This window comes from Thioalkalivibrio sp. XN8 (assembly GCF_011058255.1).
In the GTDB taxonomy this organism is placed as follows: domain Bacteria; phylum Pseudomonadota; class Gammaproteobacteria; order Steroidobacterales; family XN24; genus XN24.
The window spans coordinates 1-14,435 of record NZ_JAALFH010000044.1; the positions used below are offsets into that span (position 1 = coordinate 1).

The 14,435-nt window shown below is 72.6% G+C and carries 14 protein-coding genes; 5 read left to right on the top strand and 9 right to left on the bottom strand.

What is annotated here, in order from left to right; translation table 11 throughout:
* The coding region (locus G6N75_RS04685; RefSeq protein WP_165347091.1) for a ComEC/Rec2 family competence protein at window positions 1-1,406 on the bottom strand (1,406 nt) is incomplete at its 3' end.
* On the opposite strand from G6N75_RS04685, the gene G6N75_RS04690 reads away from it, so the two are divergent.
* Window positions 1,406-1,942 (top strand): DUF2062 domain-containing protein, encoded by a 537-nt coding sequence (locus G6N75_RS04690; RefSeq protein WP_165347093.1) that lies wholly within the window; start codon window positions 1,406-1,408, stop codon window positions 1,940-1,942. The two genes, G6N75_RS04685 and G6N75_RS04690, sit on opposite strands and share 1 nt — an antisense overlap.
* Here the strand turns inward: G6N75_RS04690 and lolD are convergent.
* From lolD to G6N75_RS04705, 3 genes are read right to left on the bottom strand one after another with little or no spacing between them, the layout of a single operon-like run.
* Complete coding sequence (gene lolD, locus G6N75_RS04695; protein WP_165347096.1) at window positions 1,939-2,634, bottom strand: lipoprotein-releasing ABC transporter ATP-binding protein LolD; 696 nt, start codon at window positions 2,632-2,634, stop codon at window positions 1,939-1,941. The genes G6N75_RS04690 and lolD overlap by 4 nt on opposite strands.
* The gene (locus tag G6N75_RS04700) at window positions 2,627-3,874 is read right to left on the bottom strand and encodes a lipoprotein-releasing ABC transporter permease subunit (protein WP_165347098.1); all 1,248 of its coding nucleotides are present in this window, start codon (window positions 3,872-3,874) and stop codon (window positions 2,627-2,629) included. Before G6N75_RS04700 ends, lolD begins: the two co-directional genes overlap by 8 nt.
* Complete coding sequence (locus G6N75_RS04705) at window positions 3,867-5,114, bottom strand: lipoprotein-releasing ABC transporter permease subunit (protein ID WP_165347100.1); 1,248 nt, start codon at window positions 5,112-5,114, stop codon at window positions 3,867-3,869. Before G6N75_RS04705 ends, G6N75_RS04700 begins: the two co-directional genes overlap by 8 nt.
* A 105-nt stretch (window positions 5,115-5,219) precedes the next feature.
* On the opposite strand from G6N75_RS04705, the gene G6N75_RS04710 reads away from it, so the two are divergent.
* The 4 genes from G6N75_RS04710 to G6N75_RS04725 all read left to right on the top strand — a co-directional run bounded on the left by G6N75_RS04710 (window position 5,220) and on the right by G6N75_RS04725 (window position 10,621).
* Entirely contained in the window at window positions 5,220-5,516 is a 297-nt protein-coding gene (locus G6N75_RS04710; RefSeq protein WP_165347102.1) for a hypothetical protein, read from the top strand.
* A gap of 13 nt (window positions 5,517-5,529) precedes the next feature.
* The gene (locus G6N75_RS04715; protein WP_165347104.1) at window positions 5,530-6,417 is read left to right on the top strand and encodes a carbon-nitrogen hydrolase; all 888 of its coding nucleotides are present in this window, start codon (window positions 5,530-5,532) and stop codon (window positions 6,415-6,417) included.
* A 69-nt stretch (window positions 6,418-6,486) separates the two neighbouring features.
* The gene (gene mfd / locus G6N75_RS04720) at window positions 6,487-9,966 is read left to right on the top strand and encodes a transcription-repair coupling factor (protein ID WP_165347106.1); all 3,480 of its coding nucleotides are present in this window, start codon (window positions 6,487-6,489) and stop codon (window positions 9,964-9,966) included.
* Window positions 9,956-10,621 carry a CsiV family protein gene (locus tag G6N75_RS04725; RefSeq protein WP_165347108.1) on the top strand — a complete coding sequence of 222 codons (666 nt, stop codon included), beginning with the start codon at window positions 9,956-9,958 and terminating at the stop codon, window positions 10,619-10,621. The genes mfd and G6N75_RS04725 overlap by 11 nt, the downstream gene beginning before the upstream one ends.
* Here the strand turns inward: G6N75_RS04725 and G6N75_RS04730 are convergent.
* The 5 genes from G6N75_RS04730 to G6N75_RS04750 are packed head-to-tail and all read right to left on the bottom strand — an operon-like array spanning window position 10,576 to window position 14,426.
* Entirely contained in the window at window positions 10,576-11,571 is a 996-nt protein-coding gene (locus tag G6N75_RS04730) for a diguanylate cyclase (protein WP_165347110.1), read from the bottom strand. The genes G6N75_RS04725 and G6N75_RS04730 overlap by 46 nt on opposite strands.
* On the bottom strand, window positions 11,568-12,311 hold the full coding sequence (locus G6N75_RS04735; RefSeq protein WP_206202925.1) for an S-methyl-5'-thioinosine phosphorylase: 744 nt from the start codon (window positions 12,309-12,311) through the stop codon (window positions 11,568-11,570). The genes G6N75_RS04730 and G6N75_RS04735 overlap by 4 nt, the downstream gene beginning before the upstream one ends.
* Window positions 12,308-12,868, bottom strand: a complete 561-nt coding sequence (locus tag G6N75_RS04740; protein ID WP_165347112.1) for a hypoxanthine-guanine phosphoribosyltransferase — start codon at window positions 12,866-12,868, stop codon at window positions 12,308-12,310. Before G6N75_RS04740 ends, G6N75_RS04735 begins: the two co-directional genes overlap by 4 nt.
* Before the next feature lie 14 nt (window positions 12,869-12,882).
* Window positions 12,883-13,929 carry a beta-N-acetylhexosaminidase gene (gene nagZ, locus G6N75_RS04745; RefSeq protein ID WP_165347114.1) on the bottom strand — a complete coding sequence of 349 codons (1,047 nt, stop codon included), beginning with the start codon at window positions 13,927-13,929 and terminating at the stop codon, window positions 12,883-12,885.
* On the bottom strand, window positions 13,926-14,426 hold the full coding sequence (locus G6N75_RS04750; RefSeq protein WP_165347116.1) for a L,D-transpeptidase: 501 nt from the start codon (window positions 14,424-14,426) through the stop codon (window positions 13,926-13,928). The genes nagZ and G6N75_RS04750 overlap by 4 nt, the downstream gene beginning before the upstream one ends.
* Window positions 14,427-14,435 lie beyond the last annotated feature (9 nt).

Below are 14,435 nucleotides of genomic sequence, written 5' to 3' on the forward strand. Positions count from 1 at the left end.
GCCGCCGCCGGCGCATACGCGGCCAGCGGCCAGGCGGCGACGATCTCGATCCCCTGCAGCGCGCGCCGCGTAGCCTCGGCCGCGAACAGCAGCGCCGCCTCGCCGGCCCGCGGCACGACCCAGCCGAGGGCCACGCCGCCAAGCGCGGGCGGCACGACCAGGAAGCTGAACCATGGCACCGCCAGCAGGTTGGCCAGCGGCGCGATGACGGAGACGCGCGCGAACCAGGCCACGGTACAGACCAGCATGCCGGCGGCCAGCGCCGCCTGGATGCGCAGGACGGCATGGACCGGCCCGGGGGCCTGCCGGCGACCCGCGACCACGGCGAGGATGGTCGCCACCGCGCCGAAGGACAGCCACAGCCCCGGATCCAGCACCGCCAGCGGGTCCACGGCCAGGACGGCCGCCAGCGCGAGCCCGAAAGCCGCCATCACCGAGCGGCCCCGCCGCGCGACCAGGGCGCCGAGGCCGGCCAGCGTCATCAGCAGGGCCCGCTGCGCCGACACCGGCATGCCGGCGAGCACGCAGTACGCTGCTGCCGCGAGGGCCGCGGCGAGTGCCGCCCAGTCCTGCACCGGCCTGGGCCCCGGCCCGAGCCGTCGCGCCAGCCACCGGCCGAAGAGCGCGCCGGCGCCGGCCACCAGGCCGACATGCAGGCCTGAAATCGCCAGCAGGTGGCCGGTGCCGGTCACCGCCAGCGCCTCGCGGGTCGCCGGATCGAGCCCGCTGCGGAAACCGAGCGTGATGGCGACCAGCACGGCCGCCGCGGCCGGGTCCGGCACCACTGTGCGAATCCGCTCGGCTGCGCCCCCGCGCCACTCCAGCAGGCGGTCGGCGCCGGTGGCGAGCCGCCGGCCCGACGCGGGGCCGCCGGCATAGCCCGTGGCCCCGACGCGCTGTCGCAACAGCCAGGCCTCGCGCGCGCTCGAGCCGGTATTGACCAGCCCGCGCGGCCGCTGCAGCTTCACCTGGAAGCGCCAGCGTTCGCCGGGTCGCGGCACGGCGCCGGGCTCGTACCACGACAGCCGGAGCCGCTGCGGCAAGTCCGCGGGCGCCTCCACGCGCAGCAGCAGCACGACACGGCGCCCCTCCTCCCGGGCCAGGTCGAGCACCACGCCAGTGACTTCCCGGCGCGCGCCGTCGAGCGCCGGGTCGAGGCGATCGGCCAGCACGCCCGCCAGGCTGGCTGTCGCGACCGCGAAGCCCAGCGCGACCCCGCCGCGCAACCAGTGGCCGCGCCACAGGAGAGCCAGCGCCACCACCGCCACGCCCCAGGTGAGCCAGGCGGAAACCGCTGCCCGGACCCCCAGCCATGCCCCGGCCAGCAGGCCCAGTCCGAGCACAAAGATGGCCGCGCCAGCCACGGCTGCGGGATAATGCGGCTTCTGCCGGCTGACGAGTGGCAATGCCCCGCAAGCTCCTCCAACGTGTGCTGCCCACGCGGGCCCGGCTACGGGACCGCTGGTTCCTGCGGCCGTTCAACGCGCTGCTGCATGACCCCGCGCTCTGGGCCACTCATCGTAAGAACGTGCTGAAGGCGTTGGCAGTGGGGCTTTTTGCCTGTTTCCTGCCGATTCCGGGGCAGACGCCGCTGGCAGTGATGGTCGCCGTGTGGCTGCGCGTGAACGTCGCCGTCGCCGTGGCGGCCTCGTGGGTCGCCAACCCGCTCACCATGGGCCCGCTGTACTACGCCGGCTACCGGGTCGGTTCATGGCTGCTCGATCGCCACCCGGGCCAGTTTCCCGAGGCGGTGAATTTCGAATGGCTGTGGGCGGAGATCGGGCGCATCTGGCAACCGCTGCTGCTCGGCTGCCTCGTGCTGGGTGCGATCGTCACGACGCTTGCCGTGGGGATCCTGAACCAGGTCTGGATCCGGGTATCACGGCGCCGCTTCCGCGAGCGGCGGCAGTTCCATCCCTGGCGTCGCGGCGACCCTGGCTAAGCCGGTTCGACGGGGTGCAGCGCGCCCTCGCGCAGCTCCAGCATGCGCCCCATCCGGGCCGCGATACGCAGGTCGTGCGTAACCACCACCAGCGCCGTGCCCAGCTCCCGGTTCAGCTCGAGCATCAGGTCGAACACGGTCTGGCCCGTGCGCGCGTCCAGGTTGCCGGTGGGCTCGTCGGCCAGCACCACGGCCGGCCGTGTGATCAGGGCGCGCGCCACCGCCGCCCGCTGGCGCTCGCCGCCCGACAGCTTGGCGGGCCGGTGCGACAGCCGCGCGCCGAGGCCGACGCGCTCGAGCAGGGCGGCCGCCTGCGCCATGGCTGCCGCCACCTCCTCGCCGCGGATCAGCAGCGGCATGGCCACGTTCTCCTGGGCCGAGAACTCCGGCAGCAGGTGATGGAACTGGTAGACGAAGCCGATGGCGCGGTTGCGCAGGCGGCCGCGCTCGGTCGCGCCCAGGCTGGATACGTCCTGCCCCTGCACTTCCACCCGCCCGCTGGTCGGCAGGTCCAGCCCGCCGAGCAACTGCAGCAGCGTGGTCTTGCCCGAGCCGCTGGCGCCGACGATGGCGAGCCGGTCCCCGGCGCGCACTTCCAGCTCCACCCCGGCCAGCACTTCGACCACGTTGGGTCCCTCGACGAAGCGCTTGCCGAGGGCGTGACAGGACAGGACCACGGGATGCTCACTCATGCCTCAGGGCCTCCGCCGGCTGGCTGCGCGCGGCGCGCCAGGCCGGGTAGATGGTCGACAGCACCGTCAGCACGAAGGCCGTGCCGCAGATGCGCCAAAGGTCCCCCGCCCGCAGCTCGGCCGGGAGATCGCTCATGAAATACACGTCGGCCGCCAGGAAGGTGGTGCCGACCGCGGCCTCCAGCAGGTGGACCAGCTGCTCGATGTTGAGCGCCAGCAGGGCGCCGAGGCCCAGGCCGGCCAGCGTGCCGACCAGCCCGATCAGCGTCCCCTGGATCATGAACACGCTCATGATCTCGGGCGGCGAAGCGCCCAGGGTGCGCAGGATGGCGATGTCGCCCTGCTTGTCCTGCACCACCATCACCAGCGTCGAGACGATGTTGAACGCCGCCACGGCGACCACCAGCAGCAGGATGGTGAACATCATCTGCTTGGAAAGCTGGATGGAGCGGAAGAAGTTCACGTGCTGGCGGGTCCAGTCACTGACGTAATAGCCGCCGCCCAGCTCGGTTGCGAGCCGGCGGGCCACCTCGGGCGCCCGGAACATGTCCGGCAGGTCCAGCCGCAGGCCGGTCACGTTCTCCCCCAGGCGCCACAGGCGGGCGGCGTCGTCGAGGTGGACGTAGGCGAGCCCGCGATCGAAGTCGTACATGCCGGCGCTGAAGATCCCGGCCACGGTGAAACGGCGCAGCCGCGGCACCAGCCCGGCCGGCGTCACCGTCCCCTGGGCGATGGCCAGCACGACCTTGTCGCCGACGCCGACGCCGAGCTCGCGGGCCAGCGCGCTGCCCAGCAGGATGTTCCAGCCGCCGGGCGTGAGCGCCTCCAGGCTGCCCTCGGTGATGATCGCCGGCAGGGCGGACACGCGCGCCTCGGTCGCCGGCAGGATGCCGCGCACCATGACGCCGCTGACCTGCTCGTCCCGCAGCAGCATGCCCTCGCCCTGGATGTAGGGCGCGGCCGCGCTGACCTCCGGGTCGGCCTCGACCTGCGCCGCCACCGCCGGCCAGTCCGCGATGCCGCGGCCGAAACCTTCCAGCTGCGCATGCGCCGCGAGCGCGAGAATGCGCGTGCGCAGTTCGGTCTCGAAGCCGTTCATCACCGACAGCACGACGATCAGCACCGCCACGCCCACGGCCACGCCGAGGATGGAAATGGCGGAGATGAACGACACGAAGCGGTTGTGAGTCCGGGCCCGCAGGTAGCGCGTGCCCACCAGCCAGCGCCAGCGCCTACTCATAGCGCAGGGCCTCGGCCGGCTCCGTGCGCGCGGCCCGGCGCGCCGGGTACACCGTGGACAGCAGGCACAGCGCCAGCGCGATGGAGGTCACCAGCGCAACCTGGGGCCAGCGCAACTCGGACGGCAGCTGCGAGATGTAGTAGACCTCCGGCGGCAGCAGGCTGAAGCCGAACAGCGACTCCAGCGCCGGCATGATGCTGCCGGCATGCAGCGCCAGCGGGACGCCGGCCAGCACGCCGAGCGCCGTCCCGGCCACGCCGATGGCCGCGCCCTGGACCAGGAACACGCGCATCACGCCGCCCGGCGGCAATCCCATGGTGCGCAGGATGGCGATCTCGGTGCGCTTGTCGTTGACGACCATGACCAGCGTCGCGACGATATTGAACGCCGCAACGGCCACCACCAGCGACAGGATGATGGTCATCATCGTCTTCTCGATGCGCACGGCGCGGAAGTAGCTCGCGTTCTCCGCCGTCCAGTCGCGCGCCTCGTAGCCGGAGCCCAGCGTGGCGGCCAGCTCGCGCGTCACCCGCGGCGCGGCGAACAAATCCTCGAAGCGCAGCCGCAGCCCGGAGACCTGGCCCGGCTTGCCGCGGGCGGCGGCCGCGTCCTCGAGGTGCGCGAGAGCGAGCACGCCGTCCTGCTCCTCCATGCCGACCTCGAACAGGCCGACCACGGTGAAGCGCCGCAGCCGCGGCACCAGCCGCGTCCCGCGCTCGCCGCCGCTCGGCACCAGCAGGCTGACCGAATCACCGACGCCGACGCGCAGCCGCGCCGCCAGCAGCCGGCCCAGCAGCAGGGCGTTGCTGCCCGGCTGGAGGTAATCGAGCCGGCCGGCCAGCAGGTGCCGGCCCACTTCCGACACGGCGCCTTCGAGCGCCGGGTCCACGCCGCGCAGCAGCGTGCCTTTCAGCAGGCCGTCGTTCGCCAGCATGGCCTGGACTTCGACATAGGGCGCCACGCCGGTCACGCCGGGCACCTGTTCCAGCCGGGCCAGCGGCGTCCGCCAGTCGGCCAGCGCACCGTCGGGCGCGGTCACCACGCCATGGGTGCTCAGGTTGAGCAGCCGCCCCCGCAGCTCCTGCTCGAAGCCGTTCATCACCGACAGCACGACGATCAGCGCGGCCACGCCCACCCCTACGCCGAGCAGCGAGACCAGGGAGATGAAGGAGACGAACTTGCTCGCCCGCCGGGCGCGCAGGTAGCGCAGGCCGATAGAAATTTCCAGCGGACGGAACATTGCGCCGCATTAAATCACAGGCGGAGCGGCAAAATGAGACGCGCGTGCCGACGACAGAGGGCGGCCGGTGGTATATTCTCGCGTAGTTACGACTGGAGCTGCGCCATGCCCAAGACGCTTTTCGCCCTGGCAGCCGTCCTCCTGCTTGCGGCCGTGCCGGCGGCACAGGCCGACGTGCTCATTATCGAGAAGCTCGAGGCCGAGAAACTCGAGATGCCGGTCCGTGGCGCGACCATGGCCCGGGTCCAGCAGCTGTTCGGCGCGCCCGACAGCGTCGCCGGGCCGGTCGGGGAGCCGCCGATCACGCGCTGGAATTACGACCGCTTCGTCGTCGTGTTCGAGCACAACCGGGTCATCCACAGCGTCGTCAGGCGCGACCGGTCGCCGCGTCCCGCCAACTGACCTCCCGCTGTCGATGAACGACCGCATCCTGAGGACCGGGCTGGTCCAGCACGCCGCAGGCGCCGACCTCGCGGCGACACGGGCCGTCACCGCAGCCGGCGTCCGCGAGGCCGCGGCGCAGGGCGCGCGCCTGGTGCTGCTGCAGGAACTGCACCAGAGCAGCTATTTCTGCCAGGTCGAGGACCCGGCCCTGTTCGACCTGGCCGAACCGATCCCGGGTCCCGGCACCGAGTGGCTCGGCGGCCTCGCGGCCGAGCTGGGCGTGGTGATCGTCGGCTCGCTGTTCGAGCGGCGCGCCGCCGGCATCTACCACAACACGGCCGTGGTGCTGGAGGCGGACGGCAGCATCGCCGGCCGCTATCGCAAGGCCCACATCCCGGACGATCCGGCCTACTACGAGAAGTTCTTCTTCACTCCGGGGGACGACGACCTGCGCCCGATCGAGACCTCGGTCGGCCGGCTCGGCGTGCTGGTGTGCTGGGACCAGTGGTATCCCGAGGCGGCCCGGCTGATGACGCTGGCCGGGGCCGAGCTCCTGCTCTACCCGACGGCCATCGGGCGCTCCGCCGAGGACCCGCCGGTCGAGCAGCGCCGCCAGCAGGAAGCCTGGGAGACGGTCCAGCGCGGGCACGCCGTGGCCAACGGCCTGCCGGTGCTGGCCTGCAACCGGGTGGGCTTCGAGCCCGATCCCTCCGGCGCCACCGCCGGCATCACCTTCTGGGGTAACAGCTTTGCCTGCGGCCCGCAGGGTGAAGTGCTCGCCCGCGCCGGCGACGAGGCCGAAACACTGGTGGTGGACATCGACCTGGCGCGTTCCGAGCGCGTGCGCCGCATGTGGCCGTTCCTGCGGGACCGGCGCATCGACGCCTACGGGGACCTGTTGCTCCGCTACCGGGACTGAGCCCGGCCTTGTGAGATAATTCCCGGCCCGCAACCTCCCGCGGCGCCGCGCCCGACGACTGCCCTGCCGATGACCACGCCCTGGAAACACCTGCCCCTGCCCGCGGCAGCCGGAACGCCGTTGCCGTGGGGCCAGCTCTACGGCGCCGCCCCGGCGCTCGCCATCGCCGCAGCGGCCGCGCGCCATCCCGGTCCGGTGCTGGTGCTGGCGCGCTCGCCGCGCCAGGCCGACCAGCTGGCGGCGGAGATCGCGTTTTTCAGCGATGCCGCGGACGAGGTCCTGCTGCTGCCGGACGCGGAGACCCTGCCCTGGGACGTCTTTTCGCCGCACCCGGACATCACCTCGCAGCGGCTGGCGGCCCTGGCGAAGATGCCCGGGCTGGCGCGCGGCGTGATCGTGACGGCGGCGCAGGGGCTGCTGCAGCGGCTGCCGCCGCCGGCCTGGACGGCGACCCAGGGACTGGACATCGAGGTGGGCGACCGGCTCGACCCCACGCGCCTGCGCCAGCAGCTGCAGGACGCCGGCTACCTGGCCGTGCCCCAGGTCACCGAGCACGGCGAATTCGCGCTGCGCGGCTCGCTGCTCGACCTCTACCCCATGGGCAGCGAGCTGCCGTACCGCATCGACCTGTTCGACGACACCGTGGATTCCATCCGGCGGTTCGACCCGGCGACCCAGCGCTCGCTCGACCGGCTGGAGCGCATCCGCCTGCTGCCCGGGCGCGAGTATCCCTTCTCGGGCGATGCGATCCGCGCCTTCCGCAGCCGCTTCCGCGAGCGCTTCCCGGGCGACCCGTCCCGCGTCGGGGTCTACCGGGATGTCGGCGAAGGCATTGCCGCCGGCGGCCTGGAGTACTACCTGCCGCTGTTTTTCGACCAGCTGGCGGCACTGACGGACTACCTGCCCGGTAACACCCTGGTGGTCGAACTGGAGCCGGTCGCCGGCCTGCTCGAACAGACCTGGTCCGGCGTACTCGAGCGTCACGACCAGCTGGCGCACGACCTCGAGCGCCCGATTCTCGCGCCGGACGAGGTGTTCCTGCCGCCGCCCGAACTACTCGACGCCCTGCGCCGCCTGCCCGCGATCGCGCTGGCCCCGTTCAAGCAGCCGGGCGGCCACGACCTCGGCACCGCAGCGCCGCCGCCGCTGAAACTGGATCCGCGCGCGTCCGAGCCGGCGCGGGCGCTGCTCGATTTCCTCGTCGGGTTCGAGGGGCGGGTGCTGTTCACGGCCGAGTCGCCGGGCCGCCGCGAAATGCTGCGCTCGCTGCTGGGCGGCCACGGCATCGCGGCCCGGTCTTACGGCGGCTGGGCGGAGTTCGTGGCCGGCAGCGAGCCGCTGGGGCTCGCGATCGCGCCGCTGGAGGAAGGCCTGGTGCTCCCCGCCGCCGGGCTGGCAGTGATCGCGGAATCCCAGCTCTTCGGCGAGCGGGCCCGGCAGCGCAGCCGCCGGCGCCGGGGCGCGCGCGATCCCGAGGCGGTGATCCGCGAGCTCTCGGACCTGCGCAGCGGCGCGCCGGTGGTGCACGTGGACCACGGGGTGGGGCGTTACCAGGGACTGGTCACGCTCGAGGTCGGCGACCGCAGCGGCGAATTCCTTGCGCTGGAGTACGCCGGCGGCGACAAGCTCTACGTCCCGGTGCAGTCGCTCGACCTGATCAGCCGCTATACCGGCGCCGCGCCCGAGTCGGCGCCGCTGCATCGGCTGGGGAGTGAGCAATGGCAGAAGGCCCGCCGCCGCGCCGCCGAGAAGGTGCGCGACGTGGCCGCGGAGCTGCTCGACCTGCATGCGCGCCGGGCCGCGCGCCAGGGCCACGGCTTTGCCCTCGCCGAGCAGGACTACGACGCCTTTCGCGACGCCTTTCCCTTCGAGGAGACCGCCGACCAGCGCCGGGCCATCGAGGCGGTGATCGACGACATGACCATGGCGCGGCCCATGGACCGGGTGATCTGCGGCGACGTCGGTTTCGGCAAGACCGAGGTGGCCCTGCGGGCGGCCTTCGTCGCCGCGCAGGACGGGCGCCAGGTGGCCATGCTGGTGCCGACCACCCTGCTCGCCCAGCAGCACTACCAGACCTTCGCCGACCGTTTCGCCGACTGGCCGGTACGGGTCGAGGCGCTGTCCCGCTTCCGCTCGCCGAAAGAGGTCGAGCGCGTGCTGGCCGGGCTGGAATCGGGCGCCGTCGACGTCGTCATCGGCACGCACAAGCTGCTGCAGCACACCGTCCGCTTCAAGAACCTCGGCCTGGTGATCATCGACGAGGAGCACCGCTTCGGCGTGCGCGACAAGGAGCGCCTGAAGTCGCTGCGCGCCGAGGTGGACGTGCTGACGCTTACCGCCACGCCCATCCCGCGCACCATGAACATGGCGCTGGGGGGCCTGCGTGATCTCTCGATGATCGTCACGCCGCCGACCGAGCGGCTTGCGGTCCAGACGTTCGTCACCGAGTGGCACGACGGCCTGGTCCGCGAAGCCTGCCTGCGCGAAATCCGCCGCGGCGGCCAGGTCTATTTCCTGCACAACGAGGTGCAGACCATCGAAGAAGCCGCGCGCAAGCTCGGCGAGCTGGTGCCCGAGGCGCGTATCCGGGTGGCGCACGGCCAGATGCGCGAGCGCGAACTCGAGCAGGTGATGCTCGATTTCTACCACCGCCGCTTCAACTGCCTCGTCTGCACCACCATCATCGAGAGCGGCATCGACGTCCCGACGGCGAACACCATCATCGTCCAGCGCGCGGACAAGCTCGGCCTGGCCCAGCTGCACCAGCTGCGCGGCCGGGTCGGCCGTTCGCACCACCGCGCCTACGCCTACCTGGTGACGCCGCCGCGCAACGCCGTCACGCCCGATGCCGTGAAGCGCCTCGAGGCCATCGAGTCGCTGGAGGATCTCGGGGCGGGCTTCACGCTCGCGACCCACGACCTGGAGATTCGCGGCGCCGGCGAGCTGCTCGGCGAGGAGCAGAGCGGCCAGATCCACGAGGTCGGCTTCGGCATGTACATGGAGATGCTGCAGCGGGCCGTCGAGGCGCTGCGCAGCGGCAAGGAGCCCGATCTCGAGCGGCCCCTGGATGCCGGCGTGGAAGTGGAACTCGGCGTGCCCGCGCTGCTGCCGGACGACTACGTGCCGGACGTGCACCAGCGGCTGGTCCTGTACAAGCGCATCGCCGGGGCGGCCGATGCGGAGGCCCTCGAGGAACTGCAGGTCGAGCTGATCGACCGCTTCGGCCTGTTGCCGGCGCCGGCCCAGACCCTGTTCCGGGTCGCGGCCGTACGCCGGCGCGCCGCCGGCCTCGGCATCCGCCGCATCGAAGCCAATGCCGCCGGCGGCAGCTTCCTGTTCCGGGCCGACACACCCGTCGATCCCGTGGCCCTGATCCGCCTGATCCAGTCCGACTCGCGCCGCTTCCGGCTGGACGGCCAGGACAAACTGCGCTTCAATCTCGACCTGGCCGAGACCGAGACCCGCTTTGCGACGGTGCATCGCCTGCTCGATGCGCTGTCTCCCGCGCCGGAGCGGGTTGCCCAGGAGAAGCCGCAGCATGCCCATTAGCCGTCACCTGTCGCACCTCTCGCAACGCGGCGCCGCCGCGTTCGTGCTGGCAGCGCTCCTGGCCCTGGCGCCGGTCGCCGGCGCCGTGGCCCGGGAAGACACGCACTACCAGGTCGAGCTGCTGGTGTTCCTCCAGCCCGAGGGCATCAGCGCCGAGCTGCCGCCGCCGGCGCCGCCCCCCGAACCGCTGCCGCAGGACCTGCCGACGGTGCCCGAGACGGAGGCGGAGCCCGCCGGGCCCGCCGCCGGGCTGCCCGCCGGCTTCATGTCGCCGCGGGCGCCGCTCACGCTGACCGCCGCGGCCGAGGCCCTGCGGCGCCGCGGTTACCAGCCGCTCTGGCACCAGGCCTGGATCCAGCCCCCCGGCGATCGCGAGGGCGTCGTGCTGCCGCTGCTCGCCGCGCTCGGACAGGGCCGGGCAACCCCCGGCCTGGACGGGACGGTCAGCCTGACCCGCGGCCGGTTCCTCCACCTGGGGCTGGATCTGCAGTGGCAGCCCGGCCCGTCGCTGGAGGCGGAGATGACGCAGCGGCGCCGGATTCGCTCAGGCGAAGAGCATTACTTCGACCACCCGCGCCTCGGCGTGCTGGCGCTGGTCCAGCCGGTGGACTATTCGCCGGCGGGCGAGTCGGCGCCCGCCGCCGCCACACCATAGTCCTGCACGACCTGCTGCTCGACGCCGGCAGCCTGGGCGGCCGCCAGCGTCGCCCGGCCCTGTGCCAGCAGGTCCTGCCAGCGCGCGGCCTGCCCCGGGGCGACCCGCAACGCCACGGCGCTGAGGCTGAGGCTCGCCACGCGCGGCGCGCGGGGGTTCCTGATGGCCAGGGCCCGCACCCGCTCCCGCACTCTCCCGGCATGGCCCTCGACCACCTCGGCCGGCATGTCCACGCCGAGCGCCGCAAAGCAGGCGTCTGCCAGGCGCGCGGCGACGTCGCTGTCGCGCCGGAAGGCGCCGGCCACCGCGCGCGCCACCATCCGCAGGCAGGAGTCGCCCGCTTCGCGCCCGAAGGTCTCGAGATAGATGTCGAAGTAGTCCGGCGCAAACAGGAACAGCGTGAGCGAGCGCCGGTCGCGCGCGCAGGAGAAACACGCCAGCTCGAGGGCCAGCTCGAAGTTCCGCGCCGCCAGCAGGCCGGTGAGGCGATCGGTCGCCTCGGCGTCCTCGCCGCCGCGGGCGCCGCCGGGCTGGGTGCGGCGGCCCAGCAACAGCTCCATCTCGTGCTCCGCGCTGACGTCGCGTGCGAACACCAGCCACCAGCGCGGGCCCTCCTCCGCCTGCCAGGGCTCGAGGCGCAGGCGGCACCAGTACATGCCGCCGTCCGGCCGGTAACAGCGCAACAGCACACTGCAGCCGGATTCGCCCGCCAGCGCGGCCTCCAGCTCCTCCAGGCCGGGCTGGTCACGGTCCGCCGCGCACAACAACCGCAGCGGGTTGCCCAGCAGCTCCTCCGCGGCGGCGCCGGCCATCCGGGCAAAGGCGCTGTTGAGCCAGGTGAACGGCGCCGCGGCGACCCCGCCCTCCAGCACCGCAACGCCCTCGTCCGCCAGCTCCAGCGCCGGCTGCGCCAGCCCCGCGGGCAAGGACATGGGAGCCGGGCCGGTCATGCAGCGTCCTCCCCGCTGAGGGCGAACTCCAGTAGCCGGCGGGCCGCGGCCATGCCGGTCTCGACCCATTGCTCGAGCTCCTCGTGGATATCCCCGCCCCGTCCGGCCGCCCAGTTCACGACCACCGCGCAGCAGGCATATTCCAGCCCCAGTTCCCGCGCCAGCGCCGCTTCCGGCATGCCGGTCATGCCGATGACGTCGCAGCCGTCGCGCGCCAGCCGGTCCACCTCCGCGGCCGTCTCCAGGCGGGGGCCCTGGGTGGCGGCGTAGATGCCGCCGTCACGCGGCTCGAGCCCTGCCGCCGCGCCGGCCCAGAGCAGCCACTCGCGCACCTCGTTGGTGTAGGGCTCGGTGAAATCGACATGCCGGAGCGGCTCGGCCTCGCCGTCGCAATAGGTGTGGGCGCGGCCCCAGGTGTAATCGATGAGCTGGTCGGGGATGACCAGCGAGCCGGGCCCGCAGTCGCCGCTGATGCCGCCCACCGCGTTCACGGCCACCACCCGCCTGACGCCGGCCTCGCGCAAGGCCCAGCAGTTGGCGCGGTAATTCACCAGGTGCGGCGGCAGGTCGTGATCGAAGCCGTGCCGCGCCAGGAACACCAGCGGGATCCCGGCAAAGCGCCCGTGCAGCAGGGGCGAGGAAGGCGCGCCCCACGGGGTCGCCAGCGCCTGTTCGCGCTCGATGACCAGCCCGTCGAGCTGCGTCATGCCGGTGCCGCCGATGATGCCGAGCATGGTCATCCCTGGTCGTCCTCCGGCGCGAGCGCGTAGATGGCGCGGTGCTGGCGGTGGTGCTCGTGGTAATCCATGCCGCAGCCGAACAGGTAACGATCTTCCAGCTGCAGGCCGACGTAATCGGCCTGCAGGTTCTTGTAGCGGCGGGGATGCTGCTTGTCGACCAGGACCGCGCTGCGGACGCTGGCGGCGCCGCGATCACGACACTCTTCGAGGATCGCCGCCAGGGTGTAACCCTCGTCGAGGATGTCGTCCACCACCAGCACATGGCGCCCCTGCAGCGAGGTCCGCGGCCGGACTACCCATTCCAGCTCGGGCGTGCCGCGCGTGCCGCCGCGATAACGGGTCGCATGGATGTAATCGAGCTGCAGCGGGAACGCCAGCCGCTCCAGCAGCCAGGCAGCCGGCAGCAGGCCGCCGACCATTACCGCCAGCACCACTGGGTCGTGTTCACCCAGGTCGCGGCGAATGCCGGCAGCCAGCTCGTCCAGCGCCCGCGCCAGTTCGGCCTCGTCCACCAGCAGCTCGGCCCGGCGCAGGATCCCATCGTAGTCGTCACGCATGATGCTCTCGTTCCTCAATCGCCCTCGAGGACCAGCCGCGGGCGCTCGTCTTCGAATTCCCTGACCAGCGCCTCGGTCCGGCGCCATTCCGCCGAAGCCTGCAGGCCCTCCGCCATGGTGCCACGACCGCGCAACCGCGCCAGCCGCAGGTGCCCGGCCGGCTCGTACCAGTCGCCGAGGCTCTCGACCACCTGTACGGCCGAAGCCCGGTCGTTGCACACCAGCACCACGTCGCAACCGGCCTCGAGCGCCAGCCGCGCCCGCTCGGCGGGGCCGCCGGCGACGGCGGCGCCGGCCATGGACAAATCATCGGAAAACACGGCGCCCTGGAAGCGCAGCCGGATCCGCAGCTCATTGTTGAGCCACCAGCGCGAGAACCCCGCCGGCAGGCGGTCGAGCCGCGAATACACCACGTGTGCGACCATCACGCCGCCCAGCCCCTGCTCGATCAGCGTCTCGTAGGGCCGCATGTCGTCGAGCAGGTCGGCGTACGGCCGCCGGTCCTCGGGCAGCGCCACGTGCGAGTCGGCCGCCACGCCGCCGTGGCCCGGGAAATGCTTGCCGACCGCGGCCATCCCGGCGCGCCGCATGCCGGCGGCGAAGCGGCCGGCCAGGCGGCCCACCACGGCGGGATCCCGGTGAAAAGCGCGGTCGCCGATCACCTCGCTCAGGCCGTAGTCGAGATCGAGCACCGGGGCGAAACTCAGGTCCACGCCGGCCGCCCGGAGCTCGGCCGCCATCAGCCAGCCGCAGTGCTCCGCGAGGTGCAGCCCCTGCTCCGGGTCCAGGTCGTACTTGTGGCCGAGCGCGTGCATGGCCGGCAGCGGGGTGAAGCCCTCGCGGAAGCGCTGCACCCGGCCGCCCTCCTGGTCGACCGCGATGACCAGCTCGGGCTGCCGGATGGCATGAATCTCCGCGGTCAGCGCCTGCAGCTGCTCCGGCGCCTGGTAGTTGCGGCTGAACAGGATCACGCCGCCGACGTTCGGGTGCGCCAGCAGGTCCCGCTCCTCGGGCGTGAGCTCGGGACCGGCCAGGTCCAGCATCACGGGCCCCAGGGTCACGACGCCACGCCCTCCGTGATCAGGACCTCGGTGCCCGCCGGGGTGAGTTCGAACAACTCGATCACGTCGGCGTTCCGCATGCGGATGCAGCCGTGCGAGGCCGGCACGCCCATCGGCTGGTTATCGGGCGTCCCGTGGATGTAGATGTAACGGCGCATCGTATCGACGCTCCCCAGGCGGTTGCGGCCCGGCTCCAGGCCGCTGAGCCAGAGGATACGCGAGAGGATCCAGTCCCGCTCCGGGCAGGCCGCAGCCAGCTCCGGCGACCAGGTTTCCCCGGTCGGGCGGCGCCCCACCAGCACGGCGGCCGGCGGCAGGCCGGCGCCGATGCGGGCCCGGACGATGTGGCGCCCGCGCGGGGTGCAGCCGCTGTCGCTCTGTTCGCCGGGACCATTGCGGGCCGTCGACACCGGCCAGCGCCGGGGCGGCTGGTCGCCGCGCGACCAGGTGAGCGCCTGCGCCGCGAGATCCACCAGGATGCGCGCCGGAGCCGCCATGCCCCGCCC